A 17769-nucleotide genomic window follows, 5' to 3' on the forward strand; every position below is an offset into this window, starting at 1 on the left:
CCTGCGAGTACGGTGCGGCGTCGTTGCCCCCGTCTGGACGAATGCGACCTGATCCTGGTACAGCTCTCGGCGGGCCTACAGCGACGCCGGATCCAGGTCCAGGGTGGTGCGATCGAGCGAGTCGAGCAGATCGAACAGCGGTGTGGTGCGCGGTAGTTCCCAACGATAGAAATAGCGCGCCGCGGCGCGTTTGCCCTCGTGGAACGCACTGGCGTGTCCGCGCGCGGCGACCGCCTGTTCGAGCCAGATCCAGGCCAGCACCACATGTCCGAACGCCTCGAGATAGGCCGCCGAATTGGCCAGCGCGACCTCCGGATCCCCGGACTTCCACAGCAGTGCGGTACTGGTGGCGATGCGCTGACCGGCGAGAGCCAGATCGTCGCCGAAATGGCCGAGTTCGGCGTCGCCGGTGGCTCCGGCCGCGGCGATGGTCTCGCCGATGGTGTCCAGCAGCAGCGACAGCGCCGCACCGTTGTCGGCGGTGACCGCGCGACCGAGCAGGTCCAGGCTCTGAATGCCGTGTGTGCCTTCGTGAATCGGATTGAGCCGGTTGTCCCGGTAGTGCTGTTCGACGTCGTAATCGCGGGTGTATCCGGCGCCGCCGTGCACCTGGATCGCCAGATCGTTGGCGGCCAGGCACCACTGGCTGGGCCAGCTCTTGGCGATCGGGGTGAGCACGCGCAGCAGCGTCTCCGCGCGGGTGCGCTCGGAATCGGTTGTGGCACTCCGCAGATCGTCGATCAGGGACGCGCAGAACAATTGCAGGGCGAGGGCGCCCTCGACATAGGACTTCTGGGCCAGCAGCATGCGACGTACGTCGGGATGGTCGACGATCGGCACCTGCGGACCGTCCTTGGCGCCGGTCGGGCGGCCCTGCGGGCGATTGCGGGCGTAGTCCAGGGCCTTGAGATATCCGGTGTAACCGAGCGAGGTCGCCGCGAGCCCGATGCCGAGCCGGGCCTCGTTCATCATGTGGAACATGTAGGACAGCCCGCGATGCGGCTCGCCGACCAGATAGCCCACCGCGCCGGGCCGCCCGCCGGGGGTGAACGCGCCGTCGCCGAAGACCGGCGCGGTGTTGACCGTGCCGCGCCAGCCCATCTTGTGATTGATTCCGGCCAGCACCACATCGTTGCGCTGAGTCTCCGAACCATCCTCTGCCGGAAGGAATTTGGGGACGATGAATAGTGAGATGCCACGGGTGCCCGCGGGCCCGCCCGGAATTTTGGCCAGCACCAGGTGGACGATGTTCTCCGACAGCTCGTGATCGCCGCCGGAAATCCACATCTTGCGGCCGAATATCCGGTATGTGCCGTCGTCCTGGGGTTCGGCGCGGGTGGTGATATCGGCCAGATTGGACCCGGCCTGCGGTTCGGACAGTGCCATCGTGCCGAAATAACGGCCCTCGATCATCGGCGCGACGAACCGCTCGATCTGCTCCGGCGAGGCGTGCGCGGCGAGCAGATTCGCATTGCCCATGGTGAGCATGGGATAGCTGGTGGTGGCGACATTCGCGGCGTAGAACCAGGACATGCACGCGGTGAACACGGTGTGCGGCAGTTGCGAACCGCCGACGCGCTCGCTCATGGCCGCGCCGATCATCCCGGCCTCGGCGAACGCCTTCAGCGCCCGCTCGACCTCCGGCAGGACGTGTACCTTCTCCCCGTCGAAAGTGGGCTCGTGCAGATCACCGGCCCGGTTGTGCGGGGCGAAGTACTTGGTCGCCAGCTCCTGCGCCAGTTCGAGGACCTGATCGAAGGTCTCCCGGGAGTGTTCCCGGTAGTACTCGCGCTCGGTCAGCCGCGCGGTGTCCAGCCACTCGTACAGCAGGAACTCGAGGTCCCGCGCCGACATGATGAGCGAATTCATGGACTCCACCCTTGCGATCCGCGAGCCCGCGCGCAACTCTTCGCCGATACCCGCACCCATTGCCCGAATACGCACCCGGAGCAGGGCCCGCAAGGGGTGCGGATCTGCGCACGGGGTGCGTCGAGCCGAGCCCGAATCAGCGTCCAAACGAGCCTGGATCGTCATCGAGGCGAGGTCCTGAATCAGCGTTGGGACGAGTCCGGATCGGTGTCGAGCCGAGCCCGGATCGGCACCGCTACGAGCCCTGAATCAGTTTCGCGTGGAGGCGAACAGCGGGGCGATGAAGCGGTGCAGCATCTGCGACTCCTCGGCCTCGTCGCGCCCCGGAACGGTCAGCAGCGAGACGATCGCGCGGGTCAGCCAGCGGGCCAGCAGGGTCGCGTCCCCGTCCGGCGCATCGCCGGTCACCGATCCGGCGATGGCCTCGATGACCTGCGAAGTCTGCGCGATCTCGATGGCCAGCCCCGCATCCCCCGGACGGAACCAGGCGATCAGCAGCGGATCGGCGCGCACCGCCCGCAGGCTGGCCAGCACACCGGCGACCGCACGCTCGCCCGGATCGGCGATTCCGGCGATCTCGGCGGTGACCCGCGCCCCGATCCGCCGGGCAGCACGATGCACGAAGGCCAGCTGCACCGCCTGCCGACTGTCGAAATAGCGGTACAGCGTGGCCCGGGAACACCCCGCGGCCTTGGCGATATCGCCCATCTGCGTGGCTCCCACCCCGCGCTCGGCGAACAACCGCGCCGCGGCGTCCAGGATCCGTTCGGCGGCGCTCAGCGAACGCTCCTCACCCAGCCAGTCACTCACAACTTTCCTGTCGTCGATCGTCTCCGGTATACGCCGCGCGCGCCGTGCCGAGCGTTCACTCCGTCGCGCTTCGCTCTCGACTCCACCCTGCCGTCACCGGGCATGCCGTGCCGACGGTTTGTCGGCTGGCTCACTCACGAATTCCGCCCGGGCCGCCGCTCCGGCTCACTCACAAAGCCGTGCCCTCGGTGCTGAACGGCACGCTCACCGGCCACCGCACATAGCTGCCGTCGGTATATCGCACGGCGTCGATGTCGATGGTGAACTCCGGACAGCGGGCGAGCAACTCCTGCAGTGCGATGGTCGCCTGCATGCGCGCCGCGGCCGCGCCGAGGCAGTGGTGACTGCCGTTGCCGAACGTCATGATGTTGCGCGGCCCGCGAGTGACGTCGAGTTCGGCTGCGTCGGGGCCGAATTCGCGCTCGTCGCGATTGGCCGAGGCGTACAGCATCAGCACCCGACGGCCCGCGGGAATGGCGCCACCGTCGAGTTCGACATCGCGAGTCGTGGTGCGCGCCAAGCCTTGTACCGGCGAGGTGAGCCGCAGGAATTCGTCTATCGAGCCGGGGATCAGGTCCGGGTCCTCGATCAGCCGCCGCCGCTGCCGCGGATTCTGAGCCAGCAATTGCACCGCGCCGCCGAGATTTCCGGTGGTGGTGTCGTTGCCGCCGGTGATCATGGTGAAGGCGAAGCCGAGGATCTGCAGGATCTCCCCGAAGTCCCCGTCCGCGCCCAGCCCGGAGGCCACCAGATGGGAGACGGTGTCCTCACCCGGTGCGGCACGGCGCTTTTCGATCAGTCCGGTGAAGTACTGCATCAGCTCGGTCACCGCGGCCTGCGCCTGCATGACGCCCTCGGTGCCGGTGGCCGAGGCCGCGACGATCGCCTCGCTCCAGCCGTCGAAGGCGGCCCGATCCTCCTCGGGCACGCCGAGATAGTGCGCGACGACCATGGTCGGCAGCGGTTTGAACAGCTCCGCGGTGATGTCGCCGCCGCCCGCCGCGCGCAACCGCTCGATCCGCTCGACGACGAATTCCCTTACCGCAGGACTGATCTCCTGCACCTGCCGCGGGGTGAACCCCTTCGCCACCCGCCGCCGGAAGATCGTGTGATCCGGCGGATCGGTGAACACGAACGGCCGGTTCTCACCCAGCCCGATCGCGCTCAGGTCGGTGTAGTCGACCGTCAAACCCTGTGCGGAGGAGAAGGTTTCGGGATCGCGCACGGACTCGTAGACGTCGCGATACCGGGACAGCACGTAATAGTCCTGATCCTCGCGCCCCTCGGGCACGACGTGATGCACCGGATCCTGCTCCCGCAGCGCGGCGTACATCCCCCACGGATCGCGCCAGCTGTCCCCGGATCGCAGTTCGAATCGAGCCTCGCGAGACAAAGTATCGCTCATGTCTCAACAGTAAGGCAGATGTCGGAATATGTCTATAGGCGATATCGCCCACGATCGATCCGCCACGGCGGTCGTCGCATGCCCATCGGTTGCCGAGAACGCCTGCGGCGGCGCGACGATCACGATCCGCTCGCCGGACGGTCTCGATTTCGCCGTGCGTCCGGGCCGCGGCGGCCGGAAATCCAATCGTTCGGCGAACCCATTACGGCTCCCGTACGATCGCGTTCGGGACCTCGGCGCGCCGGAGTCCCGAACGGCGTGCAGGAGGGGGAGGGAGTTGAGACTTCGTCTACCGGCGACCGCCCGTCAGGGCGCGGACTGGTTGCGGCGTCTGGCCGCCACCACACCCGGGGTGATCGCCACGGTGGCCGTCGCGGCGGTGGTGCTGTGCCTGGCCTGCGGCCTGGTCTGCGCAAATGAATTGAGCGACAAGACCGCTCGCCGCGACAACGCGCTGACCCGCTCCGAGCCGCTGAACAACGCGGCGCAGAGCCTGTACGTCGCGCTGTCCCAGGCCGACGCGAGCGCGGCCACCGCATTCCTGTCCGGCGGCATCGAATCGCCGCAGATCAGGTCGCAGTATCAGCAGGCGCTCGCCGACGCGGCCACCGCACTGGCCACCGCGACGGCCGGGGCGAACGATCCGCAGAGCCGCCGCATCGTCGCGAACATCTCCGCGGACCTGCCCGCCTACACCGGACTCGTGGAGTCCGCGCGGGCCAACAACCGGCAGGGCTTCCCGGTCGGCTCCGCCTATCTGCGCGAGGCATCGGGCCTGATGCAGAAATCGTTGCTGCCCAGCGCCGCTCGGCTCGCCACCGAACGCGCCGCCGCCCTGCGTGCGGATCAGCGCGCGATCACCGGACCGCCATGGCTGGCGATCGTGCTGCTGCTGGTGGTGCTGGCCGGTGCGGGCGCGGCCTCGCGAATTCTGTTGCGGCGCACGAACCGGCTGTTCAATCTCGGCATCGTCGCCGCCGCGGGCGCGGCGCTGGTGGCGCTGGCGTGGATCGTGATCGCGGCGATCACCTCGGCCGGTGCGATCGACACCGGCGCGGGCGGGCCGACCACGCGTTCGGAGAATCTCGCGCAGGCGCGAATTCTCGGGCAGCAGGCCCGTACCGACGAGATGCTCGAATTGATCACCCGCGGCGATACCGCCGGTACCGAGGCCGATTTCTCGGCGAAGACCGGTCAGTTGCACGACCGGTTGTCCGGGGTGGCGCAGGCCGATTCGCCCGTGCTGCGGCAGTTCTCACAGTGGCTGGAGGGCCATCGCAAACAGGTCGGTTACTACGGCGCCGCGAATTATCCCGCGGCGGTGGAACAGGCGATCGGCACCGCGCCCGCCGACTCGTCCGCGACCTTCACCGCCCTGGACGATTCGGTGCGCGCGGACCTCGCGCAGACCCGGGTGCAGGTGCGCGAGCAGATCGCCTCGGCCGGTGACAGCTGGATCGGCGGCGCCGCGGGCACACTGGTCCTACTGGTGTTCGCGGCCGGTGCCGCGGTCATCGGACTCTGGCCGCGGCTGAAGGAGTTCCAGTGAGGCGCATCCCGTTGTTGCGATCGCTGGTCGTCCTGGCGACGACCGCCCTGCTGGCGGGCTGCGGGGCCGATGCGGCCGTGCCGGTGTCCACACCAGTCTCGCCGGTCCGGCCGCTGCCACCCGATTCGCAGACGATAAAGCCCGGCGCGACGCCCGCCGCTCAATGCGGCGACCTCACCGCCAGCCTGACGCCGAGTTCCGGTGCGTTCGCGCCGGATTCGACGATGGCGCGGATCAAGGCCAAGGGCCGTCTGACGGTCGGGGTCGACCAGAACACCTACCTGTTCGGCTTCCGCGATCCGTCCACCGGACAGCTCGAGGGTTTCGACATCGATCTCGCGCGCGAGATCGCCCGGGACCTGTTCGGCGACCCGAACCGGATCGAACTGCGCTCGGTCTCGACCGCCGAGCGGGTGCCCGTGCTGACCGACCACCGCGTGGACATGGTGGTGCGCACCTTCTCGGTGACCTGCGAGCGTCGCCGGGACATCGCCTTCTCCAGCGCGTATTTCACTGCGGCGCAACGTATTCTGGCCGCCAAGACTTCCGGTGTCCGAGCCGCGTCCGATCTGGACGGCAAACGGGTGTGCGTCACGGTGGGCGCGGATTCGGCCGACCGGCTGTTCGCCCTGAACCTGCCGCATCCGCCGACGGTGCTCGGGGTCACGAACTGGACCGACTGCCTGGTGGCGTTGCAGCAGGGGCAGGTGGACGCGGTCAGCACCGATGAGCCCATTCTTGCCGGTCTGGCCGCGCAGGACGCCAATCTCCAGGTGGTCGGCAGCCCCCTGGGGTACGAGTACTACGCGGTCGGGCTGCCGCAGGGCCAGGACGATATGGTCCGGTTCGTCAACGGCGTACTCGACCGCATCCGCGCCGACGGCACCTGGCAACGGCTCTACAACGCCGGCCTGAGTTCGCTCGGTCCCTCGACCGGACCGCCGGCCGCGCACTACAGCGGGTGAGACCGCCGATGCACGCGCTCACCGCCCTCGAGATCGACAGCGAACTGGCCTCGCGCGGCCGCGAGATCGACGCGGTCACCGCGACGCTGCTGGAACTGGATCGGCATCCCGGATTGGTGCTGCTGCGCGGATTCCCGCCCACCGGCGTCACCGCGCGGCAGTGGCGTCCGATCGAGCAGCTGCTGGATCTGATGTGGGAGGATTTCGGCCGGGTCCAGGCGATTCTGGATCAGGCGCGGGTCGTGCGGGCGCGGCGCGCCAAGCCCACCGAGGCCGATCGCGTCGAACTCACCAGACTGCTGCGCGATCGTCCGCACGAGGCGGCGCGGACCGCGATCCCGATGGCTCAGCGCTCGCTGACCGGGCCCGGTGAGCAGGTGCTGTTCGTGGGCATCGCGGACACCCTGGATCGGATGCGCACCGCGTTTCCGCAGATCGCCCGGTTCCTCGACGCGGTCGATGCGGCCAACACGCGGGTGCTGGAGGCATTGAATCCGGTCCAGGCCGAATTGACCCGGCTCGGCGGCGTCACCCCGGAACTGCGGGAGATCGCCGAGGCCGTCACCGATATGCTGGGCAGCTCGGCGACCGACCCGCTGGCCGCGAGTGCGGCTGAAACCGATTCTCGCGTAGCGGAATTGGTTCGCCGACTGGAACGCGAATCGCACGATCTGGCCGAACTACGGGTGCTGAGCGCCGATTGGCCGGCGGCGATCGCGCAGACCCGCGACCTGCTCGCGACGATCGGCAGGATCGTCGACCGGGCCACGCTGGCACGCGAGCAGGTGCAGGAGAAGATCCGCACCGCACCCCTGCCCGCTCATCGGGACGAGACCGGTCCGCTGCGCGGCGAACTCGACGCCCTGGCCGACGGAACCCCGGACGCGCGCGCCGCCTTCGCCCTGCGCGAGTTGCGCCGCCGGATCGCCGCGGCGCACGCCCGCGCCGAACAGGCGCTCGAACTGGCCCAGGGCCTGCTGGATCGGCGCGCCGAACTGCGCGGCCGACTGTCGGCATACCAGGCCAAGGCGGCTCGTCTCGGTGTGAGCGAGGAACAGGAAGTATTGTCCGCCAACCGAATCGCCACGGGCCTGCTCGGCCGCGTCCCGTGCGATCTGGGGGCGGTCACCCGGGCGATCACGGACTATCAGCAGATCGTCGCGGAAGTGTCGGGGAGGCGGGGATGAGTGGTATGGCGGGACCGGGCGGACAGTGCGCCGAACCCGGATGCACCGGGACGATCGTCGAAGGCTACTGCGATACCTGCGGTACGGCGCCGGAGGCTTCCGTACCTTCCGGTGCCGCGTCGCCGACATCGCCCGAAGCCGCGCCGCAGGTCGGCGGACGATGTGGTGAACCGGGTTGCGGTGGAACGATTTCCGGCGGGTTCTGCGATATCTGTGGCACTGCCCCGGTATCGGCGGGAGACCCTGGGTCTGCGTCGGCGGAAGACACGCGGTGTCGTGAGTTCGGTTGCGGCGGAACAATAGCCGGTGGGTTCTGTGCTACCTGCGGGACTGCCCCGGCATCGGCCGGAAGTACTGCGACCGCGTCGATGGAGGGCACGCGATGTGGTGAACCTGGTTGCGTCGGAACGATTTCCGGTGGATATTGTGATACTTGCGGGACCGCCCCGGCGCCGGTGAAACCGAGTGGGTCCGGTACTGCGGCGGGAGAGGGTTCGCTTCCCGGGACGCAGCCGCTCGGGCTGGTCGGGACCGCTCGGGCCGGAACCCGTTCGGTGCGTACGCGATCCACTTCCTCGAGAGCCCGGCGCGGAACTCTCGGGGCGGGTATGGTCGAGGTCCCCAGGGTGGCGCGGGTGGACCCGGCGAGTGCCGTGCTGACCGATCCGAGCGTTCCGGAGACCAAGCGATTCTGTGCCAATTGTGAACGGCCGGTCGGGCGTTCGCGCGGCGATACCCCGGGGCGGACCGAGGGGTTCTGTCCGCGCTGCGGCAGCCGGTTCTCCTTCACGCCGAAGCTGGTGCGCGGTGAGCTGGTCGGCGGGCAGTACGAGGTCCTCGGGCCGATCGCGCACGGCGGGCTGGGCTGGCTGTATCTGGCCGTGGACCGCAACGTCAACGATCGCTGGGTGGTGCTCAAGGGCCTGCTGAACACCGCGGATCCCGACGCGATGGCCGCGGCGGTGGCCGAGCGCCGGTTCCTGGCCCAGGTCGAACACCCCAATATCGTCAAGATCTTCAACTTCGTCGAACATGCCGGTGCGGACGGGATTCCGGTCGGCTACATCGTGATGGAGTATGTCGGCGGCACCTCGCTCAAGCAGGTGCTGCGCCGCCATCGCGAGAGCGCCGGCGCGTATCTGCCGCCCGCGCAGGCCATCGCCTACGTCCTGGAGATGCTGCCCGCGCTGGGCTATCTGCATTCGCTGGGCCTGGCCTACTGTGATTTCAAGCCGGACAACGTGATGCAGTCCGACGAGCAACTCGAACTGATCGATCTCGGCGCGGTCATCGCGATGGACGACCAGGACAGCCCCATCTACGGGACCGCCGGATATCAGGCCCCTGAGATCGCCGAGACCGGGCCCACCGTGGCGAGCGAGGTGTACACCGTGGGCCGCACGCTGGCGGTACTGATGCTGGCGGTGCCCGAGCGCGACGGACATTTCGCCGAACTGCCGGATTCGGCATCCGAACCTGTTCTGGCACAGCATGATTCGCTGTATCGATTCCTGCTGCGCGCCACCGATGCCGATCCGGGCGCACGCTTCGCCTCGATGGAGGAGATGGCCGATCAGCTGACCGGCGTGCTGCGCACGGTGCTCTCGGTCCAGGACGACGTACCGCATCCGGGTCTGTCGGTGAATTTCGGTCCGCCGCGCGGGGTGTTCGGCGCGGGAAATCCGGCGCCGGCGAAACCATCGGCGGCCGACGCCTCGGTCCGGCTCGACCCGCGCGATATCGTCGCCGCCCTGCCGGTGCCGCTGGTCGATCCCGCCGACACCGGCGCGGCACTGCTGGCCACGACCAGCGGAACCAGTCCGGCCGAACTCGAACCGGCGTTCGCGGCGGGACTGCGCGCGGTGGTCACCGGCGCGGCCGAATCGGTGGAGATCCCGCTGCGGCTGATCCGCGCGGCCCTGGAGACCGGCGATGCCGCCGATGCCCAGCGCCGCATCGAGGAATTGGCCGCAACCCTCGGCGAGGACTGGCGGCTGACCTGGTATCGCGGCCTGGCCCGGCTGCTCGTCGGTGAATTCGACTCGGCCGCAGTGGAATTCGAGGTCGTGTATGCCGCGCTGCCGGGCGAGGCCGCACCGCAGCTGGCACTCGCGGTGGCCGCGGAACTGTCCGGCGGCCTCCCGGGCGCCGATCCGGAGGTCGAATCAGCGAGGGCCGCAAGATATTACGACATGGTCTGGCGTACCGATCGGAGCTTCGTGAGCGCGGCCTTCGGCCTGGCCAGGCTGCGTCGCACCGCCGGAGACCGCGCTGGTGCGGTCGCGGTCCTGGATCAGGTCGATCCGGGCTCGGCCCGGCACACCGATGCCGCGATCACCGCGGTGGAGATCCTGTTGGCGGGCCGCAATCCGGCCGATATCAGCGAGGAGCTGCTGCGCGAGGGCGGCAGCCGGATCGAAAGGCTCGTCATCGAATCGAAATATCGTGCGGCACAGGTCCGCCGGGGTGTGCTCGATGCCGCCCTGGACTGGCTGGCCATCGGCCGCACCGCCGCCTCGGCCGAACCGCTCCTGGGCCGCGACCTGGATCTCGCCGGAGTGCGTTCGGGTCTGGAGAATTGCTATCGCGACCTGGCCCGCGACGCCGGAGACCTCTGGGGCCGTATCGAATTGGTCGATCACGCCAACCGGATCCGCCCGAGGACGGTGCTGTGAGCGCCGCGGTGGGTCTGCACTGTCCCGGATGCCGGGCCGCCGTCGGCGCCGCGGACCGCTTCTGCGAGCAGTGCGGGCGTGAGCTGGCCATCACCCGCGCGGTGCTGCCCGATACCACTATCGATCCGGCGGCGGTCTGCGACGACTGCGGCGCGGCGGATTTCGACGCCGACGGCTACTGCGCGGCCTGCGGCGGGTTGCGCCGTCCGCCCGACCGCAGTGCGGCCGATCTCGGTGCGGTGCAACTGATCACCGATCGCGGACTGGCGCACGCCCGCAACGAGGACGCGGCGGCCGCGGCGCTGCTGGACGAGACGTCCGGGTCCACGATCGTCATCGCCGTCTGCGACGGTGTGTCCACCTCCGAGGATCCGCAGCTGGCGGCGCGGGCCGGGGCGCGCGGCGGAGTGGATGCCTGCCTGTCGGCCCTGGCCGCCGATCGCACCACCACCGACGCGGTCCGGGCCGGCCTCGAGGCCGCGTTCCAGGCCGTGCGGGATGTGTCCACCGGTGTCGGGCACTCCCCGTCCTGCACCTATGTGGCCGCGGTCCTGCGTGCCTGCGCGGACGGCGAATTCGAGATCACCGTCGCGAATGTCGGTGACAGCCGGGCCTATTGGCTGTGCCCGGAGGAGGCGAAGGGTACGCCGCCGTCCCAGCGGCTGACCATCGACGACTCCTGGGCGCAGGCGTTGGTCGATGCGAAGGTGATGGACGAGCAGGCGGCCATGCAGGATCCGCGCGCACACGCGCTGGTGCGCTGGCTGGGCGCGGATTCCGAGCACAAGGCCGCCGATACGCGGGTGCGATCGGTGCGGGTGCGCGGTCCCGGTGTGCTGCTGCTGTGCAGCGACGGGCTGTGGAACTATCTGCCAGATCCGGTGGGCATCGCCTCGATCGCCACCGTCGCCGCGACTCCGGCCGAGGCAGCCCGCGAGCTGGTCGAATTTGCCCTGGCCGCCGGGGGCGGCGACAACATCACCGTCGCTCTGGCGCCGGTGGGCATGTCCTGGGGACGAGGAGGCGGGCAATGAGTTCACCAGCGCTGGAGGGTATTTCGGTCGACGTCGACCAGAATCAATATCTGGCCGAGGGCGCGGACACCGTGGACGCGGTGGTCACGGTGGAGACGGGTGCGCAGTTCGCGGTGGCCGCGCCGGCGCGGGAGCGCGTGGAGATCATCATCATCGACTGTTCGGGATCGATGGCGGCCGGTGACCGGTTCGCCGGGGCCCGCGCGGCCACCCTCGCCGCACTGGACGAGATGCCCGACGGCACCCTGTTCGCGATCGTGAAGGGCACCCACGTGGGTGAGGTGGTCTTCCCCAGCCACGGGCCGCTGCGGCGCGCCGATCGCGAATCACGCACCGCCGCAAGGCATGCCCTGGACAAGCTGCGCCCTTACGGCGGCACCGCGATGGGAATGTGGCTGGGGGTGGCGCGACAGGTCGCCGGGCAGCACCCGGAAGCGATGGCGCACGCCATCCTGCTCACCGACGGCAAGAACGAACACGAGGAACCCCTGCACCTGGCCGAGGAGATCCGGCTGTCACAGGGCCTGTTCACCTGCGACTGCCGCGGTGTCGGCACCGATTACGTCGTGGCGGAACTGCGTACCGTCGCCTCGGGGCTGCTCGGCTCGGTCGACGTGGTCAAACAGGGCTCGGAGCTCACCGCCGACTTCCAGGCGCTGACCCAGGCGTCGATGGGCCGCACGATTCCCGAACTGACCCTGCGGGTCTGGACGCCCGCGGGCGCTGAGGTGCGATTCGTCAAGCAGGTCGCGCCGACCATCCAGGATCTGTCCGATCGACGTCACGAGACCGCCGCGCAGGTGGGTGAATATCCGCTGGGCTCCTGGGGCGCCGAGGAACGCGACTATCACGTGCAGGTCCGCCTCGACCCGGCCGCGCCGGGCCGGGAGAAGCTGGCCGCCCGGATCAGCGTGGTGGCCGCGGACGAGGTGGTGGGCCAGGGCCTGGTGAAGGCGGTGTGGACCACCGACAGCGGATTGTCGGCCCGGATCAGCCGCCGCGTCGCGCATTACACCGGTCAGGCCGAACTCGCCGAGGCGGTGCAGGAGGGGCTGACCGCCCGCAAGCAGGGCGACGAGACCACCGCGACGGCCAAATTGCAGCGCGCGGTGGAACTGGCCGCCGAGTCCGGAAACGAGGGCACCGCCAAGCTGCTGCGCAATGTCGTGGAGGTGGACGATCGCACCGGCACGGTCCGGCTGCGGCGCGATGTCGACGCCTTCGACGAGATGGCCCTGGACGCGCGTTCGACGAAGACCGCGCGGGTGCGGAAGGAGTCCTAGTGCGCACCTGTCCCGACGGTCACGTATCCGGCTCCACCGATTACTGCGACGTCTGCGGCGCGGCTATGAGCAGCGGTGCCGCCCCTGTTCCGCCCGCGGCGCCCGCGCTGCCGTGCCCGGCGTGTGGTGCGCCGACATCGGGGCGGTTCTGCGAAGTGTGCGGCCATGATTCGGCATTGCCCGCGCCCGGCGGCACGGCCGAGCCGATCGCCGGACGGGCCGATCTCGCGGCCATTTTGTCGGAATCATCGGATCCGACAGTGGAATTCGGTAACGCCGAGTCGAGCGGCACTGCGGGACGATCGGTATGGGTGGCGACGGTCGTGGCGGACCGCGATCTCTACGAGCGGATGCTGGCTCGCAAGGGGCCGGACGCCGAACGGGTGGAATTTCCCGGCTATTATCCGGAGCGCCGGATCACATTGCGGGGCAACGATTTTCTGATCGGCAAACGAAGTGTGTCGCAGGGTGTGCTGCCCGATATCGATCTGGGCATCGCTCCGGCGGACATCGGTGTGTCCCGGTCGCACGCGCGCATCCACATCGACCGGGACGTCCTGACCGTCACCGACCTGGGCTCCACGAACGGCACCAGTCTCAACGGGGTCGACGATCTGATCCCGCCCGGCACGCCTGTCCCGCTGCACAGTGGCGACCGGATCCACGTCGGTGGATGGACCACCATCACCGTGACCTTCGAATCGGCCTGAATCACTCCCCGCACGGTCGGCGGCATGCAGATGCGGCCGAGGATCTGCTTGTCCGATCCGACGAAATCGCCCGAATTCATTCATGAAAGCGGACAATCTGGGTGTTACCGCTCACATTTACACTGCCCCGATCAGGTAGTACAAGGAGCAGCACATGCCAGCTAGTCCACTTCTCCGGGAGTTCTTCCGGCGCAAGCCCATCGACCAGATCGAGGAGCACGATTCCGGCGGCCTGAAACGGGTGCTGGGTCTGTGGCAGCTGACCACGATCGGCATCGGCGGCATCATCGGCGCGGGGATCTTCAGTCTCGCGGGCGAGGTCGCGAACAAGAACGCCGGACCGGCGGTGCTGGTTTCGTTCCTCATCGCCGGTGTCGCCAGTGCCGCCGCGGCACTGTCCTACGCCGAGTTCGCGGGTCTGATCCCGAAGGCCGGTTCGGCGTACACGTACGGGTACGCGGTGCTGGGCGAACCCGTCGGGTGGTTCATCGGCTGGGATCTGCTGCTGGAGTACACCGCGATCGTCGCGGTAGTCGCGATCGGCATCTCCGGCTATATCGAATATCTGCTCGAGCAGCTGAATCTGCATCTGCCGGTGTGGATGCTCGGCGCACCGGGAACCGGTGCGGGCCACAGGGTGGATTTGTTCGCCGCGCTGCTGTGCCTGCTCATCGCGCTGCTGCTGAATCTGGGGATGAAGGCGGCGGCGCGATTCGAGACCGCCGTGGTCGCCATCAAGATCGTGGTCGTGCTGATCGTCATCGTGGTCGGCTTCTTCTACATCAAGTCGGGCAACTATCACCCGTACTTCCCGTTCGGTTTCGGCGGCGCGGTGACCGGGGCCTCGACGGTGTTCTTCGCGGTGTTCGGCTACGACGCGATGTCCACCGCGGCGGAGGAGTCCGTCGACGCGAAACGTCATCTGCCCAAGGCGATCCTGTACTCGCTGGCCATCGCGATGGTGCTGTACGTGCTGGTCTGCCTGGTGCTGACCGGTATGCAGCACTACACCGAGATCAATCCCAAGAGCGGGTTGTCCACGGCGTTCAAGTCCGTGGGGCTGCCGGGGCTGGGTAGTCTGATCGCGGCGGGCGCGATCATCGGCATCACGACGGTGCTGTTCACCTTCATGCTGGGCGTCACCAGGATCTGGTTCTCGATGAGCCGGGACGGGTTGCTGCCCAGGTGGTTCGCCAAAACCCATCCGACCCGGCACGTGCCGACCCGGATCACCTGGATCGCGGGCGCGGTGTCCGCGGCGATCGCCGGATTCATGCCGATCGGCTCGGCGGCCGAGCTGACCAATATCGGCATTCTGCTGGCCTTCGTCGTGGTGTGCGCGGCGGTGATCGTCTTACGCTACCGCTCACCCGAGCTGCCGCGCTCGTTCCGGACCCCGCTGATGCCGGTGGTGCCGCTGGTCGGGATCGGCTTCTCGATCTGGTTGATCACCTTCCTACAGCCGGTCACCTGGTTGCGTTTCGCGATCTGGTTCGTGATCGGCATGGTCATCTACTTCGGTTACAGCCGAAGGCATTCGGTCCTGGCGACGGGGCCGCGACCGGATGCGAGCGAGACCGCCAACGCCTGATTCCGCGAGCGGCCCGCCGGCACATCTCTTTCGGCCGGCGGACCGCTCGCATTCCGATGCTCAACCGGGTGCGGCCAGTTGAATCCAGCGCGGGTCCTGCTGTGGCGAGCGATAATTCGCCGATGCCGAGCAGAAAGTCGCAGGGGCAGAGCGACGATGCGGGCCAGCGGTCTCGATGCGGGTGTGCCCAGGATCGTGCGAGACAGCACAGTCCCATGTGGGCGGGAGCCCCGCTGGACCACCACTGTAGGTGCGGGTTCGCCGGATGCCTGGGGTCGCTGGTTCAGCGCAGTAGCTCGGCTGTGGCCAACAGGGATTCGTCGCATCCGGGTGAGGCGATGAGCGAGAGCCCCAGGGGCAGACCGTCGATGCGGGCGACCGGCAGGCTCAGCGCGGGTGCGCCCAGTATCGGTGCGAGACAGGTGAGCCGGACCACCGCGGCGCGTCCGGCACCCGAATCATCCAGTAGCGGAGCGGGATACGGGGTGGCGGGCAGGGCGAGTACGCGGTCGTCCGCGAGTGCGCGCAGGATGCGATCCGATGCCGTGCGCAGCACCGACCGCGCCTCGGCGGCCATCCGCGGGGTGACCTCGGCCGCGAGTTCCAGACGTGCGGAGACGTTGCGGCCGAAGATGGGCCGTTCCCGGCGCACCCACTCGCCGTGCTGTTCCCAGACCTGCGCGGCCTGGGCGGTGCTGAACGCGGCGCGCACCCGATCCCAGCCCCCGGCCTCGAAAAGCGGTGCGGTGGTGAGTTCGAAACCCGCCCCGACCAGGCGGGTGAGTGTGCTGCGCAGCACCTGTCGCACCGGTTCGGCGACCGGAATGTCGGCGGGCCACCAGACCGTGCGCGGGCGCGCATCGGTTCCGGTGCCGTCGAGCATCAGCCGCGCCCCGGCGCGCAGTGTGGCCAGATCGCGGGCCAGTAGCGCGGGGACGTCGAAAGACGGTGCCAGCGGGACGATTCCTGCGTGCGGTGCGCGAGAATGCGTGGGACGCAACCCGAAGATTCCGGTATAGGAAGCCGGGACGCGGATCGATCCGGCGGTATCGGTGCCCAAGCCGAGATCGGCGAGACCGGCGGCGATCACCGCGGCGGTCCCGCTGGACGAGCCGCCCGGAATCCGTTCCGGCGCAACGGGATTCACCGGCGTCCCGTAGTGGGCGTTGGTGCCGCTGAGGCTGAAGGCCAGTTCGTCGGTGTGGGTCTTGCCGACGACGGTGAACTCCGCCCGCAGCGCGCGCACGACCGCCGCGTCCTGCTGGGGTATCGAATGTGTGGCCAGCCACCGCGGATTTCCCGCGCCGGTCGGCATACCGGCGACGTCGATGACGTCCTTCACCGCAAGCCGAAGTCCGGCCGGCGCGTCCAGCACCGGCAGCCAGGATACGAAGCCGTTCACAGCCCCTCCAGATCGCTCTTGCGGATACAGCAGTGCACACCCTTGACGATGTCGACGACCTGGGAGATGCGGAAATCCGCGGTCGCGGACAGGTAGGCCAGCGCGATCGGAGCCGGAATCCGGTGCCGCGCACCGAGATACGCGATCGCGTTGCGCGTCGCCTGCGCGACCGCCGCATCCAGGTCGTGGTCCAGGCCGATCAGCAGATGGTCCTCCCGGGTCTCGGCGAAGGGCATCGCGAGGACCTCGGCGAGGCGGCGCATCTCCGGATCGGTGTGCAGGCGCAACCGGAGCGTGGCCCGCAGCGGCGCCTCGAACGCGGTCAGCGCCACCTCGCCGTCGCCCATCGCGAAATGCGGATCGCCGGCGTAGAACATCGCGCCGGGCACCTGGACCGGCAGATACAGGCGCGCGCCGACCCCGAGCATGCGGATGTCGAGATTCCCGCCGTGCGGGCCCGGCGGCACCGAATGCACCGGCTCCTCGGTCGCGGCGGCCACGCCCATGATGCCCAGGAACGGATTGAGCGGGAAGCGCAGCGAGCGTCCGTCGCCGACCGGGATGACACCGCGTCCGGCCGCGTCGACGGTGGCGATCGTGCAGACCGGCGGCACCGGGTCACCCGGTGGATGGCCCGCCGGCGGGGCCGGATACTCGCCCGGCAGCGCACCCTTGCCGTGCCGGTTGCTGATCGCCCCGTAGCCGGTGCGGCGACGCAGTTCGAGCACCTCGACCTCGAGCACGTCACCGGGACGCGCTCCGGTGACCGCGATCGGCCCGGTGAGCACATGCGGTCCCTGGACGCTCGGATCGTGACTGCCCGATGCCGCGACAAGTGCTGTGTCGGAAAGGATTTCGCTGATCCCAGCGGGAGCGAAGAACGCCGCCGGATCGCGGCCCTGATCTTCGAGGATGCCCTCGTGACTGATCGTGTCCAGGCATACGGCGGCGCCCGAGCCGACGGTCAGCACCGGCTCGCTCGCCGCGTTGGGCAGCAGGCCCCAGGAGATCCGGGCCGGATCCGCCGGGAGGTACACCTCGCCCGAGAGCGGGCCGGAATGGGGCTGCAGCAGGGTCATCGACCATCCTTCGAGTGCGACGGGAATGGTTCCGTATACAACCATCGTGCGAGGCGCGCCGCCAGGGCATCGCGCGAACCTGTGGGAAATGCCACGGGACGCCTGAATAGCGGAAATCGGACGTTAGCTGATGTGTTGCTATTTGTCGAAAAAGTCTCGCTGCCTTGATAACTCGCCAGTTGGGGACTGTGTTTGGCAGGTTTGGGCAAA

14 protein-coding genes are annotated in these 17769 nt (G+C 68.7%); 8 read left to right on the plus strand and 6 right to left on the minus strand.

Annotated features, from left to right (window positions below):
- Positions 1 to 75 precede the first annotated feature (75 nt).
- From NM2_RS24825 to NM2_RS24835, 3 genes are all read right to left on the minus strand, one after another.
- Positions 76 to 1869 carry an acyl-CoA dehydrogenase gene (locus tag NM2_RS24825; protein WP_067673483.1) on the minus strand — a complete coding sequence of 598 codons (1794 nt, stop codon included), beginning with the start codon at positions 1867 to 1869 and terminating at the stop codon, positions 76 to 78.
- Between the two features lie 249 nt (positions 1870 to 2118).
- Entirely contained in the window at positions 2119 to 2679 is a 561-nt protein-coding gene (locus NM2_RS24830) for a TetR/AcrR family transcriptional regulator (RefSeq protein WP_084531524.1), read from the minus strand.
- Between the two features lie 169 nt (positions 2680 to 2848).
- The gene (locus NM2_RS24835; RefSeq protein ID WP_067673364.1) at positions 2849 to 4084 is read right to left on the minus strand and encodes a cytochrome P450; all 1236 of its coding nucleotides are present in this window, start codon (positions 4082 to 4084) and stop codon (positions 2849 to 2851) included.
- A gap of 277 nt (positions 4085 to 4361) precedes the next feature.
- Between NM2_RS24835 and NM2_RS24840 the strand changes: the two genes are divergently transcribed.
- From NM2_RS24840 to NM2_RS24865, 6 genes are all read left to right on the plus strand, one after another.
- A complete protein-coding gene (locus NM2_RS24840) occupies positions 4362 to 5633 on the plus strand; it encodes a GlnX family signal transduction membrane protein (RefSeq protein WP_245718201.1) in 1272 nt (423 codons plus the stop codon).
- Positions 5630 to 6598: a glutamate ABC transporter substrate-binding protein gene (locus NM2_RS24845; protein WP_084531525.1), complete on the plus strand. Its 969-nt coding sequence runs from the start codon at positions 5630 to 5632 to the stop codon at positions 6596 to 6598. The genes NM2_RS24840 and NM2_RS24845 overlap by 4 nt, the downstream gene beginning before the upstream one ends.
- Before the next feature lie 8 nt (positions 6599 to 6606).
- Positions 6607 to 7785, plus strand: coding sequence for a hypothetical protein (locus NM2_RS24850; RefSeq protein ID WP_067673367.1), 1179 nt, complete (start codon positions 6607 to 6609; stop codon positions 7783 to 7785).
- A 368-nt stretch (positions 7786 to 8153) separates the two neighbouring features.
- Positions 8154 to 10460 (plus strand): serine/threonine-protein kinase, encoded by a 2307-nt coding sequence (locus NM2_RS24855; RefSeq protein WP_245718202.1) that lies wholly within the window; start codon positions 8154 to 8156, stop codon positions 10458 to 10460.
- Complete coding sequence (locus NM2_RS24860; protein ID WP_067673370.1) at positions 10457 to 11494, plus strand: PP2C family protein-serine/threonine phosphatase; 1038 nt, start codon at positions 10457 to 10459, stop codon at positions 11492 to 11494. Before NM2_RS24855 ends, NM2_RS24860 begins: the two co-directional genes overlap by 4 nt.
- Positions 11491 to 12777: a vWA domain-containing protein gene (locus tag NM2_RS24865; protein ID WP_067673371.1), complete on the plus strand. Its 1287-nt coding sequence runs from the start codon at positions 11491 to 11493 to the stop codon at positions 12775 to 12777. Before NM2_RS24860 ends, NM2_RS24865 begins: the two co-directional genes overlap by 4 nt.
- 40 nt (positions 12778 to 12817) lie before the next feature.
- On the opposite strand, the gene NM2_RS51840 is transcribed toward NM2_RS24865, so the two are convergent.
- Entirely contained in the window at positions 12818 to 13012 is a 195-nt protein-coding gene (locus NM2_RS51840) for a hypothetical protein (protein ID WP_245718203.1), read from the minus strand.
- Between the two features lie 25 nt (positions 13013 to 13037).
- On the opposite strand from NM2_RS51840, the gene NM2_RS24870 reads away from it, so the two are divergent.
- Positions 13038 to 13487, plus strand: coding sequence for an FHA domain-containing protein (locus NM2_RS24870; protein ID WP_245718204.1), 450 nt, complete (start codon positions 13038 to 13040; stop codon positions 13485 to 13487).
- A gap of 154 nt (positions 13488 to 13641) precedes the next feature.
- Entirely contained in the window at positions 13642 to 15078 is a 1437-nt protein-coding gene (locus NM2_RS24875) for an amino acid permease (protein WP_067673373.1), read from the plus strand.
- A gap of 283 nt (positions 15079 to 15361) precedes the next feature.
- Here the strand turns inward: NM2_RS24875 and NM2_RS24880 are convergent, their stop codons facing one another.
- Both NM2_RS24880 and NM2_RS24885 read right to left on the minus strand, forming a co-directional pair.
- The gene (locus NM2_RS24880; protein ID WP_067673375.1) at positions 15362 to 16480 is read right to left on the minus strand and encodes an amidase family protein; all 1119 of its coding nucleotides are present in this window, start codon (positions 16478 to 16480) and stop codon (positions 15362 to 15364) included.
- On the minus strand, positions 16477 to 17559 hold the full coding sequence (locus NM2_RS24885) for an acetamidase/formamidase family protein (protein ID WP_174575674.1): 1083 nt from the start codon (positions 17557 to 17559) through the stop codon (positions 16477 to 16479). Before NM2_RS24885 ends, NM2_RS24880 begins: the two co-directional genes overlap by 4 nt.
- Between the last annotated feature and the right edge of the window lie 210 nt (positions 17560 to 17769).

Source organism: Nocardia miyunensis NBRC 108239, assembly GCF_001613065.1.
GTDB classification, from domain to species: domain Bacteria; phylum Actinomycetota; class Actinomycetes; order Mycobacteriales; family Mycobacteriaceae; genus Nocardia; species Nocardia miyunensis.